The following is a 15,692-nucleotide window of genomic DNA, read 5'->3' as shown; positions in this document are numbered from 1 at the left end:
AGGTCTCATCAATCCTATCGGTGCTTATCCGATTGGACGCTTGTACCATGCAAATACATGCAAGTCTGTTGACACAAGCGCTGATTAAATTCAGCAGATTACTCCCCCGAGAGAGTTGTTGTAGTGTACGTCGCAATATTTAAAAAGCAATGTTAAAAGGTTGAACTTTCTACTTTTTACACTGTTTTCTAAGAGATGGTTACATTTGTGAAAATATCTTATTTTAAAGTCGTGACGATTTTTTTAGATGTATATTGTTCGAAAATGCAACCAGTTAATTAACGATCATTTGATATGGAGAAATTTTATGCGTACCATTTTTTTCACCACTCTGGCGCTATTCAGCTCAGTTGCTTGGGCTGGGCCTCAATGCACCACTGCTGACAAATCAGAATGGCTTGACCAAACAAGATTTCAAGACGAATTAAAAGAGCAAGGTTATGAGATTAAAGTATTTAAAGTTACTGATGGTAACTGCTATGAAATTTATGGTTGGAATAACGACAAGAAAAAAGTAGAAATTTATTTTGATCCTGTTACTGGTAAATCAGTGAAAGAGGAAATTGACGAATAATGTCATCGAAAACCGAAAAGCTCTGGGACCCCTTGATTAGGCTATTTCACTGGTCTATTGCGGCAATATTTATTACCAACTATTTTTTTACTGAGTCCGGTGAAGATTGGCATCAGTGGTTGGGATATATTGCTGTCCTTTGGTTACTGGTGAGATTTTTCTGGGGATTTTTCGGGAAAGGTGCGGCGCGATGGTCGGATTTCTTTCCGACCCGTGCTAATCTTACTACTCACATAACCACCTTGATAAAAGGTGATTTTTATCATCGGCTGGGGCATTCCCCACTTGGTGGATTGGTTATGATATTGATGATGCTTTGTATGTTATCGCTGGGTATAACCGGTTTTATGATGGAGGAAATAGATTATTTCTGGGGTGAGGATTGGATTGGAAATCTTCATGAGTGGGCTGCCAACATATTAATGGCGTTGGTATTGGTTCATATATCTGCTGCATTATTTGAAAGCTATCGCCTAAAAGAAAACCTTCCTCTATCGATGATTACCGGTAATAGGCGCAAGGCAAAAAAATTGGATTAATAATTACACTGATAGATCTATCCTATCAGGCATATTCAATTGGTCACTCGTTAACGCTGAATTAACTCAAATTAAAGAATCTGATAAAGCTTGGTAAAAACACGATATAACTACGGTAAATGTTAATTATTAAATTTTAGTAAGGTTTTCTGCTTAAAATAAAATGGGGTAAGCATCTCCGAATTATAAGCACTACAACCGCTTGAATATATTACAAGAAAGGATTGAGCTATTGGATATCCGTGTTCTAGAATCTCCACACATTACAACGCAGCAATATGCTCGAATTGTTCAATGTTGGATTAGCGATATTGGTTCTAATATATCAGCTTATGGCAAGCATTCCCTGCGCCCCACCAAGGCATCATTAATTTACAAGCGAACCAAAAATTTACGCGCCGTGCAAATTCTGCTGGGGTATACCAAGCTGAAAAGCACGGTGTGCAATTAAGGCATTGATGTGGCTGACGAGATGGAAATTTCCGAGCAGACGGAAATTTGAGGCGGACTCTTAGCGAAATAAATGGCGTTATTTATTTCGCGCGAAGATCCGCTTTACGTAAGAGAGTATTCTTACGAATTGCGCCCCTTAAGGACCGCTTTGGGCACATAGAAGCAATCCAATTAATTCAGTCGCTTTCTTTAAGATTGATCCATCGAGTTGTAACACACTTAAATACAAAACTCGTATCCTGCACTAGATAAAATCCTTCGCATTACCCAATATTTCGCCGAGCTGTAACACACTTTCCCAAAAAACTCGTATCCTGCATTAGATAAAATCCCCCCTACCTGTCGACCTTTTAGTGCGGTGAACATGTTAGTAATCAAAAGATAATCACTTAGGTAGCATAAAGAGAGCACTAGTAATCATTAAGTAATCAAAAAGGTAGCACATAGGTAGCAATAACAAGCCGTAATAAATCTTTAACTGGTTTAAACAAAGATGTTGCATCTGTCTTTTAGGGGAGTTTACTTTTAAGGCAATTATGTGTTGATGGTGGGTCAGTTTTAGATGCCAATTGACCCCGATATTATTAATATAATTTTTTATTCATACCAGTCAGGGCTATTAAAGTTACTAATAGAGTTAGTATATTAAGTTAGTAATAGTTAATAACCGTTACGTTTTCTCAAAGGTACATACCACAAGGGCTAGGGGCTATCTCATGTGGTCAAAGCCACGAAGAAGCGTGGTTAAACCCACGAAAGAACGTGGTTAAAACCTCGAATTTAGCGTGGTCAAACCCACGAATGCACTGTGGTTAAAACCCCGATACAAATCACAGCAAATCCACAGCTTGTTAATTTTAGCCGCTAAAGCCTTATATCTAGCGGATTTTCGATATACCGTGGTTAAAACCACGAAGTACAGGCTCTGAAAAACATACTGTATGTTATTTATAGGGGCGAGCGATTAATGATCTCATTTGGCCTAAACCGCAACCATTTAGGTTTTTCTTAATATAGCTCAGGCGTACTATATTGATGAAGTGTGGTTAAAACCACGAATAGAAACATCAGATGTGGTTAAAACCACGAAGTAACTCTTAAAGCTAACTCCCCTCTTCTGCGTGCGCTGCTTGTTTTAAAAAGGCATCGTTATCCTTGTAGACCACAACCTTCTCGACAGTACCGGTCTCTTTCGCTGTTTTGTACTCAAGGCAGTAATCGGGAATGCCCTGTTCTTTCACTAAATCTTTGATCTTGCGGCGGAACTCACGCAGGTCAGACTTAACTCCAAACTTTGCATAAAGCGTTTCCAGGCCGATTTCCCAATAGGTTTGGTTGCCGCAATGCTTACGGCACAACTCATACATACGGCGGTTGTAGGGTGAGCGTAGTTTGAAGTAATCGCGGTTGTAGGTCAGGATTCGGTTATTGGTAATGGATGCAAACAAGTGTTCTGATAGAACAACTTCAATATATTCAAGTCGTCCATTCTTATCCGTCACCATTGTTCCTGAGTCGATAAGACCAAAAACATCGCCCTTCTTCTTTTCTTGATTACTAATATTGCTGACAAATGTGGTTCCACGCAGGCGCGCCAAGGTATCCGCAATACCCGCATAGGACTTGCCATCAGTTGTACGGTTAGTACTGACCAAATAATCATAAGCTGTGATCTTAATGCGGCGGGTTACTTCTTTACCGCGATTTAACGCTTCTGCTACCTGCCCAAAACAATAAAGCAACATGTCTTTATCGTGGATAGTGGCGCGGCCATTCACGGACGGGATTATCTCTAGCCAATTGCCGTTAGCATTTTCATAGCGAAATTTTTCAATATCAGGTTTTGAGCTAATAGCAAAAATGGGGTACTCCATTGAATGAAGATCACCCTTAGGGCTAATGTCGATGATGTCGGCAACAAACAAATCGAGTTGATCGGTTTTATCAGGCAGTTGGCTCATCGAAACCTCCTAGGTCAGCTATCTTCTGATTGCGTGTCTCCTGAGGAGACAGCTGCATTCCAACTTTAGCCATAAGCTGTTGAGTGATCGCCGTTCTAATCACGGAACTGCGATCTGTATGAGCGCCCTCCTCCGCTAAAACTCGTTCAATCATTTGATAAATGCGTCCATCCAATTCAGTTGAAATAGTCACAGGAATTGACTCTGTAGAGCCTGGAACAATAAATTCCTCTGCTATTAAATTGGCTGCATCAGAACGCAGTAAAAACCGTGTAGTGATTTCTTCAATCCATTTAGAACGTTGTTTACGGTTAAATCCTGCTTCCTCCATGATGGATTCGATGCGCGGCAACATGTTTGATGGTACCCGTAAGCTAGTACGTGCAATGCCGCTGCCAGCCTTAGGTAAGGAAAACTTAGCCACGGCTTCGTTCCTCTAATTCAGCAACTAACAAGGCAATCGCTTCATTGATTCCGGCTGGGCTTGCTAAGTCGGCCTCTTTGATGAGGTTATCCATTTTTAACTGTTTGGCGGCGGCTTTAATTAGCTGACCAAATTGCGGGGCTTGTTCTTTATTCGCAAATTTGACGCTGGGTCTAACTGCTACTTTTTCAGGTGCCGTACCATTAAGTTTTGCTTCTAACTCTGCGGGGGATAGTTGCGCAAACGCAGCGGCCACTTTCAAATCATTAACCCTGCCAGAACTAATAGCATTCGACAGTAGCTTAGTGGGGTAACGGAGAACAGCCAAATAACGTTGGCACTCTGCGCGACTGCGGCCAAGTATTTTACTCAGTTTGGTTACCGAGGTTTTCTTAACCCCCTCCCCTGCTTCTAATAGTTTTTTAATGTGGTCAACTCGCTCCCACAAACTCATATCCACGCGGTGGATGTTTTCTTCCCATTGCAGCGTATCTATTTCAGCACGGCTATAACCCTCTTCCACTATGCGCGCGGCGATATTGGATTCGCCCAATAGGATATGCGCCAACAAGCGGCGCTCACCGGCGATAAGATGAAAAGTGCTTTCGTCGCGCCACACCACAACGGGATGCAACAACCTATCGGCAGACTTTAACGCGGCAGCAAAACCTACTAATGACTCCAGGTCGCCCAAGGCTTTCCCTGTTAGCTGTTCGGCCTCCCCTACTTTGCTTACATAATCTTCGATCCAATCGGCTGGATCATCTACTTGCAGTTGGTTTTTATCGAGTGGGTGCTGCGTTGCAATTTTTGTGATTTGCTCTTGAGTCAGTGCTAACTTGCGGGGATTCTCTGGGTCGCAAATCACATAAGCCACAGGAATAGTCTTGGTCAGAATGCCTTTCACATTGGCCGCTGTAGCAACCTGTGCCGCGACCGATCCCGCCCACTTTTCAGTGCCAGATTCCTGCTGATCAACTTTACCAGTGCCAACGCGGTTAGTGCTGGTGGTGCCAAATTTACGTGCCATTACGAATTCCTCATTCACTGTCTCCTTAGGAGACACTTACTTACCGAATATGTTTTTAATCACGAATTTGCCGACTGCCGAACTTTGCTTGTGGGCTACGTGTTGTTCCGAGATTTGGAAAATGCTGCGCGGGCTAATACCTTTTAAATCGCGCTCGGGGAAAGCGGTAGACTGAGGTAAAAACACATTGCTCGGGAACATGATGCCGCCCAGTTCGCTGTGAAGCATTTCCAAGGTACTGCGGTGAATGTTGGTATTGCTGCGAACCTTGTTTGGGCAAAGGCCAATTAAATTTAACTGAGTGTCGTCACTGCGCGAAAAGTTTTCCGATTGGATTACCTGCAACATGGCGTTGATGCCTTGCAGGCTTTTTTCTTCTGGTTCGAAAGGGATAACGGCATGAGTTGCCGCCCGAACCGCAGAACGGAAAATAGGGTTACGACTAGGGCCTGTATCTAAAATGATAAGGTCGTAAGTATTGGCAACATCCTCCATGTGCAGGAACTCGCCCAGGCGATCAATAATCTGCGAGCCAATCTTGCCGGATGAGTTGTCGTATTCGCTGTTAATCCGCTCAAGCAGGGCAGGGTGCCCAACCATAATTTCTACGCTGTGTTTAAAGCCGCGCTCTTCACAAATATAGGTAGGGTGGGGCAGTACCGCTTTACCAAAGAAAATATCGGCAATGTTTGAGCGCGAATCTAAATCTGGGTCGCCGTCATAATCAGGGTGCAGGGGAGGGAGCTGGCCACCAGTTGCCTGCGGCGCACTCTCCATTCCAACCCAGTAGTCGGAAGAGTTGCACTGCATATCCAGGTCAACCACCAGTACATTTTTCTTGGCAACAATCGCGGCATATTCCGCAATCACGCTAGCCACGGTAGTTTTACCAACGCCACCTTTTTGGTTAAGTACCGCTAAAACCTTGCTTCTGTAGGTAAACATCTTGCCGCCCCTTTAAATAACATACAGCACATAATATACGTGTGTTATGATATTGGGCAAGTGTCTCCTAAGGAGACAGCAACAAATAGTGAAAATAATCTGAATGGATAAGCTAGGCAGGAGAGGCGCACTTAAACCCCTTTTGATAGTATCCGCCCTAATATTTATACCCTATAAGAAAATCATAAGGTTCTCAGGATGACACCCACCAATTCTTCCCATGTTGCTGTTGTTATTTGGTCTGTCACAGACTTGCTTCGGGGTGATTGTAAGCAATCCCAATACGGCAGAATTATCCTTCCATTTACCTTGCTGCGCCGCCTTGAATCCGTGTTAGCGCCAAGCAAAGATGCCGTGCTTAAGCAGTTGGAACAAACCAAAACTATGAACTTGCCGGAAGATGGCATGGAAAAGATGTTGCTGCGCGCAGCAGGCTTATCGTTCTTTAATACCAGTACGATGGATTTATCCAGTATCAGCCAGACCAATATTAAGAGCAACTTAATCAATTACATTCAAAGCTTCTCTAAAGATGTGCGTGATATTTTTGAGAATTTTAAATTTGATGAGCTTGTCAGTTATCTCAACGAAGCCAATTTGCTTCATAAGGTCATACAAAAATTTGCGACTACGGATCTAAGTCCGCAAGCCATATCCAATCACGATATGGGTTTAGTATTTGAAGAGTTAATTTGCCGTTTTGTAGAAAGCTCAAACGAAACTACAGGCGAGCACTTTACTCCGCGCGATATTGTAAGTTTAACCTCATCATTGGTCTTTATAAAAGATGATGTTGTCACCACAGATGGAATTGTCCGCACCATTTACGATCCAACGGCAGGGACGGGCGGTTTTCTCTCTGCAGGTATGGAATATATACACGAGCAAAACTCTAATGCGGTTATGCGCGCCTTTGGGCAAGAATTAAATCCAGAATCTTTTGCCATCTGTAAGTCAAGTATGCTCATTAAAGGTCAAGACGTTAGTAGCATTAAACTTGGCAATACGCTTTCAAACGATCAGCATCCTACTGAGAAGTTTGATTACATGCTATGTAACCCACCCTTTGGGGTGGATTGGAGAAAAATTGAAGCCGATATTCAAAACGAGCACAAGCTCAAAGGTTTTGATGGTCGCTTTGGGGCAGGCTTACCGCGCTTATCCGATGGCTCCTTATTGTTTTTGATGCACTTGATTAGCAAATTAAAAGATAGAAAGGAGGGCGGGGGGCGCATAGGCGTCATTTTAAATGGCTCGCCTTTGTTTACTGGTGGAGCAGGTAGCGGTGAAAGTGAAATTCGTAGATTTATAATAGAGCATGATTTGTTAGAGGGAATTGTCACTTTACCAAACGGGATGTTTTACAATACAGGTATAAAAACATATTTATTACTACTGACTAATAATAAAAACTCACACCTTAAGCATAAAGTTAAGCTGCTGGATGCTACTAATTTAGCGATTAGGATGCGTAAATTCACTGGATCGAAGAGTCATATTATTGATGAAGATGCAATCCAATTAATATTGAATAATTATTCACAAAACTCAAATACTGACTTTTTAAAAATAATTGATTCTTCTAACTTTGGGTTCAGATCTATAAAAGTCATATTAAGTGACAGTAGTTTCAGCAATGAAATTGTTCCTATAAGAGAAAACGCAGAAAGTTACTTAGAGGCCCATTTAACGGGAGTTTTCGAGACTTTTAAAATAGATCACTCGTTCATAGATGACAAAGATAAAATGCTTGGCAAAGTTGGGTATGAATTCAGGGAGGATTTGTTTAGCGAGAATGTTAATGAGAAACAATTTAGGAGTTACTTTGACAAAGTTTCTTACAAGGACGATTGGCAGATTAAAATTCATTTAATAAATAATAAGGTGACATTTGGTGAAGAAAAACTACTTGACCTAATAGATGACCCGAAAGCAATTTTTTTAAAATTAAAGCCGAATTCTTGCCTGAATCTTGATTTTTTGAAGCATTACTTTTCTAGTAGTGACTGGATTGATCAGCTCAACTTAATGAAGTCAAAGTCTATTTTCTCTGCCCTAAGTAAAGAATCAATACTTCGCATGGGGATCACTTTCCCATCTATTGAAAATCAACATAAAATTGTTGAGGTAATAGATGAAATTCAAAATTGCCGTGAAAATCTTCGAAAATTAGAAAGTGATGTATGGATTACATCCCTTGATACTGATGTAGATCTAAAATATAGAATTCCAATTTCACTAGCCTTCCAAGAACAGCTGATCAACATTGCTCCATTTCCTATTGCCAACATCATTCATCATTCTAAAAACATCCCTGATGATGACTACAAAACAAGATATGAATTACTGCTGAAAACATTAGAGTGCGCAAGTTTATTTTTGGTTAGTTCAGTACTTGGCTATTTAGATATAAAAGATAATCAGAGCACTAATAAATTATTAAAATCTCAAAAGCAATACTTAAAAAACTCGTCGTTTGGTACATGGGCTACAATCCTAGAAAAATTATCTGAAAGGCTCGAAGGAAAGGACTTTTTTAAGTCAATAGTCAATGAAAAAACGCTAATTATAATCAACTCTGCTGTAAATATAAGAAATAGAACTACAGGTCATGGTGCGTACCCAACAAAGTTTGCTGCTAGAGAAACTTTTAATAAAGTTGATAAACTTTATCTGCAATTTATGGAAATAATTTACCCATTTTTTGAGCGATTTACATTGATTAGACCCAAAACATGCAAATGGGACGGGAAGTCGTACCTCTACCAGATTGAGAGCTTTAATGGGTTGGGCTGCTATCCATTCGGTTCGATGCACTTTAATTCGGAAATGCCATTACAAGATGGCTCTCTATACTTAAAGTCTCGCGATGGTGAACCAATAAAGCTATTTCCATTTGTTGCGATGATAGACATAGAGGATGATTCAGGTTTAGAGGCATTTTATTTTTTCAGTAAAATAGTAAATAGTGAAGCTACTTATATATCGCATCAACAAATACTTCGGCAAGAAAAAATACATATAAACGAATCCATCCTAGACATATTTAAATAGTTTCGTCATAAGGCGCTCTGAATGAAATCCACAAACTTCTCACAAACCGCTGCTTTTATCTGGTCTGTAGCAGACCTGCTGCGCGGTGATTTTAAGCAATCCCAATATGGGCGAATCATTCTTCCGTTTACGCTCTTGCGCCGCCTTGAGTGCGTGTTAGCGCCCACCAAAGATGCGGTGCTAAAACAATACGAACAAACCAAAACCATGAATCTGCCGGAAGAGGGCATGGAAAAACTGCTGCTGCGAGCAGCGGGCTTATCGTTCTTTAATACCAGTGCGATGGATCTATCCAAGCTTGGCCAAACCGATATCAAAAGCAACCTGGGCAATTACATCCAAAGCTTCTCTAAAGACGCGCGCGAAATCTTTGAGCACTTTAAGTTTGATGAATTTGTCGGTTCGCTCAATGAAGCCAACTTGCTCTACAAGGTGCTGCAAAAATTTGCGACGACTGATCTAAGCCCCCAAGCCATATCCAATCACGATATGGGTTTAGTGTTTGAGGAGTTAATTCGCCGCTTTGCGGAAAGCTCAAACGAGACAGCAGGGGAGCACTTTACCCCGCGCGATATTGTGCGCCTGACAACATCGCTAGTATTTATGGAAGATGACGACGCCCTCACCAAAGACGGCATTATCCGCACCATTTACGATCCAACCGCCGGTACCGGTGGCTTCCTCTCGGCAGGCATGGATTATGTGCTTGAGCTAAACCCGCAAGCGCGCACCGTAGCTTATGGTCAAGAGCTAAACCCAGAAAGCTATGCCATTTGTAAAGCCGATATGCTGATCAAAGGGCAGGAAGTCAAAAATATCAAACTCGGCAATACGCTCTCGCAAGATCAACTACCTAGCGAAAAGTTTGACTACATGCTCTCCAACCCACCTTTTGGCGTGGATTGGAAAAAAATCGAAAGCGATATTCAAGACGAGCACAAACTCAAAGGCTTTGATGGACGTTTTGGCGCAGGCCTGCCGCGCGTGTCCGATGGCTCCTTATTGTTTCTAATGCACCTGATTAGCAAACTGCGCGGGGCGGATGAAACGGGCGGGCGCATTGGCATCATCCTAAATGGCTCACCTTTGTTTACCGGAGGTGCAGGCAGCGGCGAAAGTGAGATTCGCCGTTATATTCTGGAAGCGGATTTGTTAGAGGCCATAGTCGCGCTGCCCAATGACATGTTTTACAACACCGGGATTGCTACTTATATTTGGGTGCTTTCCAATAAAAAATCCCACGAGCGCAAAGGTAAAGTACAACTCATAAACGGCACCGACTTGTGCAGCAAAATGCGTAAATCCCTAGGCTCCAAACGCAACGTAATGGATGAGGGCGATATAGCCACCATTACCCGCAGCTTTGGCAATTTTGAAGCGATAGATGCCTACAGTTTAGATAAAGCCGCCGATGTAAAAAGCAACCGTGGCCGGCAGTCTGCAAGCCCTAAAGCTGAAGTACCCAAAACCTTCGCCAGCAAAATTTTTGCTACCCACGAGTTTGGCTACCGCCGTATCACCATTGAGCGGCCACTGCGTTTATCTGCACAGTTTAGCGATACAGCGCTTGCCTCACTGCGCTTTGCCAGCGGCGCACTAAAGCCGGTAATGGAGTGGATTTATGAACATCTGGGCGATGAATGGACAGAAGAGACTTACGGTCTACTTGCGAGCCACGAAGACGCCATTCGTATCAAAATCAAAAAAGACTTTGCCGACCTAAAAGAAAAACAAATTAAAGATGTGCTGGATGCAGACCTTTGGCTAAACCAAAAATCCCTGCTAGATAAAGCCCAATCACTGCGTGCGGAGATTGGCGATGCACAACATAACGACTTTAACGAGTTCGATAAAACCCTCGCCCAAGCAATCAAGGCATGTGGCCTTAAGCTAGACGCCAAAGAAAAAAAGCAACTGCTGGACGCCATAACCTGGAAGAACCCAGAGGCCGAACCCATCGTTAAAAAGATCCTCAAGGACAAAGCCGCGCCCATCTATGGCAAGTTTACCTATAACGGTAAGGTCGTAGAATTTGAAACCGATGGTGACCTGCGCGATAACGAAAACGTACCGCTCAACCCAAGCCTATCCGTTAACGAAATCAACGAAGCCTACTTCAAAAAAGAAGTACAGCCCCATGTGCCAGATGCTTGGATTAACCCAAGTAAGTGCGATGACAAAGACGGTGAGATCGGCATAGTCGGCTATGAAATTCCCTTTAACCGCCATTTCTATGTATACCAACCGCCGCGCAAGCTGGAAGAGATAGATGAGGATTTGGATGCAGTAACTAAAAGCATTTTAGAACTGCTACAAGAAGTGCATTCCTAATCGCGCAGGGCAGGGTTTAAACCCTATTTAACTGAACTATATTTGTTTTTATGAGCATGCTAATCTGTCCGAAATATATATATATATTTCGGACAAAAAACAGGTTAATAATTAGTTGAATAATGTTGAAAATCAAATAGTTAGTTCTATATATGGGCATGGTAGGGGTTGGTCTTTTTCAAAGAAAGATTTTGCCTCCCTAGCCCAGCCCGGAACTATTGACCGTAGCCTTAGCCGTTTGGCGGAAAAGGGCACTATCCGGCGTTTGAATCGCGGCATTTACGATTACCCCAAGTTCAGCAAATTGCTCGGCCAAACTTTAGGGGCAGACATGGACCAGGTCGCCCATGCATTAGCGCGCAAGCATGGTTGGAATATTCAGGTGTCCGGTAATGCGGCGCTCAATATTTTAGGCCTATCCACACAAGTACCCACGCAATACCTTTACCTGAGCGATGGTGCCAGTAAAACCTACGATATTGCAGGGCAGGCACTCGTATTCCAAAAAACCAAAATGACCCACCTTGATCTTAAATACCCAGAGAGCGCCTTGTTGGTTCAAGCAATTGAAGCCTTAGGTAAAGAGCCGCTGAGCGAACAGCAACGCAAGACTATTTATCAATACTTTCAGCCGGAAGGTAATGTATCGCCTTACTTGAGAGCGCGAATTTTGAAAGACACCCAATACGTCACCAGTTGGATTTATGAGGTGATTAAAAGCATTTTCGCGTATCCAAGCCAGAAGGTGAGTATGAATAAGGAGCCAACATGAAAACCCTGGCGCTGCGCCCAGCCGCCGAACGCCGTGAGGTTTTTAGTGCAACTGCAACGGCTATGGCCATTACACCGGCAGCGGCAGAAAAAGATTTCTGGCTGTGTTGGGTACTTATGCAATTATTTGAAGTACCAGAGCTGGCGGCGTGTTTGCGTTTTAAGGGCGGCACCTGTTTAAGCAAATGTTTTAATTTAATTCAGCGTTTTTCTGAAGATATAGATTTAATTTTGGATTGGACGCAAGTCACCAACATCGACCCCTTAGCGCCACGCAGCAAAACCCAACAAGATAAACTCAACCAGCAAATGAATAGCCAAGCGCAAGAGTTCATTGCACAGACAATTTTGCCCAAACTGTTAAGCGTTATCGCCCCACTGTGTACCGCTGCCATTGATAGCGAAGACCCACACACGATTAATATTCAATACCCCGCCGAATTTGCGGCAGGCTATTTGCGCCCGCAAATTCGTTTAGAAATCGGCCCACTAGCCGCCATGATGCCCATGGGGATTTACTCGGTAACGCCTTACGCGGCAGAAAAATTTCCCCGGCTGTTTGTACAACCGAGTGTGCAGGTTTCAGCTATTACCCCTGAACGCACCTTTTGGGAAAAGCTCACTATTTTGCATGTTGAAGCGCACCGCCCAGAAACTAAACCCATGCCGCCGCGTTATTCACGTCATTATTACGATACTTATCAACTGGCAATCAACCCAAGTGTTAATCACGCGCTGAATGATATGGCTATGTTGCAACAAGTGGTTGAGTTTAAGCAGCGGTTTTACCCCAGCAGCTGGGCGAATTATGAAACGGCGGTACCCGGTACCTTTAAACTCAGCCCAAGCGAGCATCATTTGTTAAAACTAAAACAAGACTATAAAGAAATGGGCGAAATGATTTTTGGTGTAAAACCAACATTTGAAGAAATGCTTGAAACCTTAGCGGCGGTTGAGCAGCAAATTAATGCCTGCCAATTAGGGGATTCACAATGACAAATTTTTCGGGAGAAAATTTGAACAGCGGCGCTTGCGCTGCTGGCCCGCAGGGCGAGCGCAGGGAAAGCGCGAGTAGTAGGTATCAGGCTTATCCAGAGTATAAGGATTCTGGGGTGGAGTGGTTGGGTGATGTACCGAATCACTGGGACTCTAAACAACTAAAATTTCTTTGTTCATATAATGATGAAGTTATAAGCGATAATTTAGATCCTGACTTTGAGATTGAGTATGTAGATATTGGAAGCGTATCTGCTGCAGATGGGATACAAAAAACCGAAGTCTTGAAGTTTGATGCAGCACCATCTCGGGCCCGAAGAATTGTTCGAGATGGCGATGTGATCGTATCTACAGTTAGAACTTATCTGGAAGCAATTGCATCAATCGATAACCCGCCCGATAACTTGGTCGTTTCAACTGGTTTTGCTGTGATTCGACCAAATAGGTTATTGCAAAAGCGTTTTGCTGCTTATTGCATGAGAACGCAGGGGTTTATTAGAGAAGTAATTGCTAGATCTGTAGGCGTAAGCTATCCAGCAATAAATGCCTCTGACTTAGTAAATATAAAATCACCTAAACCACCTTTTGCAGAACAGGAAACTATTGCCAACTTCCTCGACCACGAAACCGCAAAAATCGACACGCTGATCGAGCAGCAACAACAACTGATTCAACTGCTAAAAGAAAAACGTCAGGCCGTTATCAGCAATGCGGTTACTAAAGGCTTAAATTCTAATGCACCCATGAAAGATTCTGGTGTGGAATGGTTGGGTGAAGTGCCGGAGCATTGGGAAACTCCAAATCTAAACCAAGTGACGCGCAAAATTGGTGATGGTTTACACTCAACTCCAAACTATGAAGATGGAACCGGATATTATTTTATCAACGGCAATAATCTTATTGATGGGAGTATTGTCATTGGATCAGCCAAGGAGGTGCCTGAAGATGATTTTAAAAAGCACTATATAAATTTAACATTTAATAGCGTCCTTCTTTCTATTAATGGAACTGTCGGTAATGTTGCTGTTTATTCAGGCGAACAAGTTATCCTTGGTAAAAGCGCTGCATTTATCGATTGTGCAGAAAAATTACACTGTCGTTATTTAATGTTTTATTTACAAAGTAGCAATCTCAAGCACTTTTTCGAACTCGAAGTAACGGGAACAACTATTTTCAACCTATCCTTAAGCTCGATTAGAAAAATGAAAGTATGCGTTCCTCCGATTGAAGAGCAAAATGAAATTGAAAAATTCTGTGTTCTTCAAAAAGATAAATATGACTGCTTAATCAGCAATGCGATTGCAGCGATTACTTTGATGCAAGAACGTCGCACCGCTCTCATCTCGGCCGCTGTCACCGGAAAAATCGATGTGCGTGATTGGCAGGGTGCTGCGAAAAACTAGGGTTTCATTTCGGCGCTAATCTAATAAGACAAGGATATTTTTGTAACTCATTGAATTTACAAGAAATTCTTATTTCATCGCTAATCGTGGTAGTGTGGATTCGGAGAGGTGGTGTGGGCGAATTTAGCAGGCGTTTGGTTGACATATGCCAACCTAGAGGCCGATAATGATCACAACACAACCGTCACGCCTCTTAACAATGCGCAACCTTGGCGGTTTTTTTTTGCCTGTGTTTAGGGAGAGCCGCCTTGCTAAAAGACTATAAAAAGCCGGTTTTAACCTTTCAGCAGCAACTCGCCCAGCTGGTTGACCGTGGCGTATCCGTTGCTATAGCCCCCGATCCTATCAAGATTCTCTCCTCCATTAGCTATTATCGGCTTAGCGCCTATTGGTATCCTTTTCGGCTGCGTGATGCTAACGGTGGCTTGGGCGATAAGGTGCGGCAAGGTACATCTCTCGCAGACATTCTGGCGCTCTATGAGTTTGATCGCCGTTTGCGCTCACTCATTTTGGATGCCATTGAGCGCATTGAAGTCGCTGTGCGCACGCAACTTACATATCACCTTGCTCATACCTATGGTGCTTTTGCGCATACCGATGCGGCTCATTTTCACCCTAAGTTTGACCATTCCCAGTGGCTACGAAAAATGGAAGATGAAACACGCCGCTCTTCCGATGAGTTCCTTCGCCACTATCAAACTAGCTACACCGGCTTCCCAAAAGTACCTATTTGGATGGTCACTGAAGTCATGAGCTTTGGTGCGCTATCAATGCTGTATAGCGGATTACGGAACGATAAAAAGAAGGGCTTTGAGGATAAAAAACCCATCGCAGATTATTTTGGTTTGCATCATAAGCGCTTGGGAGATTGGCTTCATACGCTAACCTATATTCGCAATGTATGCGCACACCATAGCCGCTTATGGAACAGGGAACTGGCCATACGCCCCGATCAAAGCAAAGACCCACAATGGTTAGCGCCGCTTACACCCAGAAATGATCGTATTTTTTATGTGTTGTTAATGTTGCGCCATTTACTCTGTGCAACTAACAATGAAACATTATGGACACGCGAAGTCGCTGAACTTTTAGAGCCTTTCGCAAATAACCTCAATTCGGCTAAGGCAATGGGTATTCCTCAAGACTGGCAGCAACACCCTTTGTGGAAAAATTAACCGGCCAATAGCAAGTTACACAATAAAATAGCAAAG

General features: G+C 42.9%; 12 protein-coding genes and 1 pseudogene. 9 read left to right on the top strand and 4 right to left on the bottom strand.

Annotated elements, in window-relative coordinates:
* The first annotated feature begins 307 nt into the window (after nucleotides 1–307).
* From AC0KUT_RS20675 to AC0KUT_RS20665, 3 genes and pseudogenes are all read left to right on the top strand, one after another.
* Nucleotides 308–574, top strand: a complete 267-nt coding sequence (locus AC0KUT_RS20675) for a PepSY domain-containing protein (RefSeq protein ID WP_488835882.1) — start codon at nucleotides 308–310, stop codon at nucleotides 572–574.
* Entirely contained in the window at nucleotides 574–1,113 is a 540-nt protein-coding gene (locus tag AC0KUT_RS20670; RefSeq protein WP_488835880.1) for a cytochrome b/b6 domain-containing protein, read from the top strand. The genes AC0KUT_RS20675 and AC0KUT_RS20670 overlap by 1 nt, the downstream gene beginning before the upstream one ends.
* Nucleotides 1,114–1,342: 229 nt before the next feature.
* A pseudogene (locus AC0KUT_RS20665) lies at nucleotides 1,343–1,564 on the top strand (integrase); the annotation flags it as partial.
* A 1,105-nt stretch (nucleotides 1,565–2,669) separates the two neighbouring features.
* Here the strand turns inward: AC0KUT_RS20665 and AC0KUT_RS20660 are convergent.
* From AC0KUT_RS20660 to AC0KUT_RS20645, 4 genes are read right to left on the bottom strand one after another with little or no spacing between them, the layout of a single operon-like run.
* On the bottom strand, nucleotides 2,670–3,527 hold the full coding sequence (locus AC0KUT_RS20660; RefSeq protein ID WP_488835879.1) for a replication initiator protein A: 858 nt from the start codon (nucleotides 3,525–3,527) through the stop codon (nucleotides 2,670–2,672).
* Nucleotides 3,511–3,951: a hypothetical protein gene (locus AC0KUT_RS20655; RefSeq protein WP_488835877.1), complete on the bottom strand. Its 441-nt coding sequence runs from the start codon at nucleotides 3,949–3,951 to the stop codon at nucleotides 3,511–3,513. The genes AC0KUT_RS20660 and AC0KUT_RS20655 overlap by 17 nt, the downstream gene beginning before the upstream one ends.
* Nucleotides 3,944–4,981: a ParB/RepB/Spo0J family partition protein gene (locus AC0KUT_RS20650; protein ID WP_488835876.1), complete on the bottom strand. Its 1,038-nt coding sequence runs from the start codon at nucleotides 4,979–4,981 to the stop codon at nucleotides 3,944–3,946. The genes AC0KUT_RS20655 and AC0KUT_RS20650 overlap by 8 nt, the downstream gene beginning before the upstream one ends.
* Nucleotides 4,982–5,017: 36 nt before the next feature.
* Nucleotides 5,018–5,926, bottom strand: a complete 909-nt coding sequence (locus AC0KUT_RS20645) for a ParA family protein (RefSeq protein ID WP_488835874.1) — start codon at nucleotides 5,924–5,926, stop codon at nucleotides 5,018–5,020.
* Between the two features lie 198 nt (nucleotides 5,927–6,124).
* Here AC0KUT_RS20645 and AC0KUT_RS20640 point away from each other — a divergent pair, with 198 nt between their 5' ends.
* The 6 genes from AC0KUT_RS20640 to AC0KUT_RS20615 all read left to right on the top strand — a co-directional run bounded on the left by AC0KUT_RS20640 (nucleotide 6,125) and on the right by AC0KUT_RS20615 (nucleotide 15,656).
* Nucleotides 6,125–8,980 carry an N-6 DNA methylase gene (locus AC0KUT_RS20640; protein WP_488835872.1) on the top strand — a complete coding sequence of 952 codons (2,856 nt, stop codon included), beginning with the start codon at nucleotides 6,125–6,127 and terminating at the stop codon, nucleotides 8,978–8,980.
* Between the two features lie 21 nt (nucleotides 8,981–9,001).
* Nucleotides 9,002–11,311: a type I restriction-modification system subunit M gene (locus tag AC0KUT_RS20635; protein WP_488835871.1), complete on the top strand. Its 2,310-nt coding sequence runs from the start codon at nucleotides 9,002–9,004 to the stop codon at nucleotides 11,309–11,311.
* A gap of 115 nt (nucleotides 11,312–11,426) precedes the next feature.
* Nucleotides 11,427–12,083, top strand: a complete 657-nt coding sequence (locus AC0KUT_RS20630; RefSeq protein ID WP_488835869.1) for a DUF6088 family protein — start codon at nucleotides 11,427–11,429, stop codon at nucleotides 12,081–12,083.
* Nucleotides 12,080–13,078, top strand: a complete 999-nt coding sequence (locus AC0KUT_RS20625) for a nucleotidyl transferase AbiEii/AbiGii toxin family protein (RefSeq protein ID WP_488835867.1) — start codon at nucleotides 12,080–12,082, stop codon at nucleotides 13,076–13,078. Before AC0KUT_RS20630 ends, AC0KUT_RS20625 begins: the two co-directional genes overlap by 4 nt.
* The gene (locus AC0KUT_RS20620; protein ID WP_488835911.1) at nucleotides 13,075–14,481 is read left to right on the top strand and encodes a restriction endonuclease subunit S; all 1,407 of its coding nucleotides are present in this window, start codon (nucleotides 13,075–13,077) and stop codon (nucleotides 14,479–14,481) included. Before AC0KUT_RS20625 ends, AC0KUT_RS20620 begins: the two co-directional genes overlap by 4 nt.
* 248 nt (nucleotides 14,482–14,729) lie before the next feature.
* Nucleotides 14,730–15,656, top strand: coding sequence for an Abi family protein (locus AC0KUT_RS20615; protein ID WP_488835910.1), 927 nt, complete (start codon nucleotides 14,730–14,732; stop codon nucleotides 15,654–15,656).
* Nucleotides 15,657–15,692: the final 36 nt, after the last annotated feature.

Source organism: Cellvibrio sp. 25HG11W-0 (assembly GCF_057815475.1).
The sequence above is the reverse complement of the archived record's forward strand: the minus strand, read 5'-3'. Positions and strand labels throughout refer to the sequence as shown.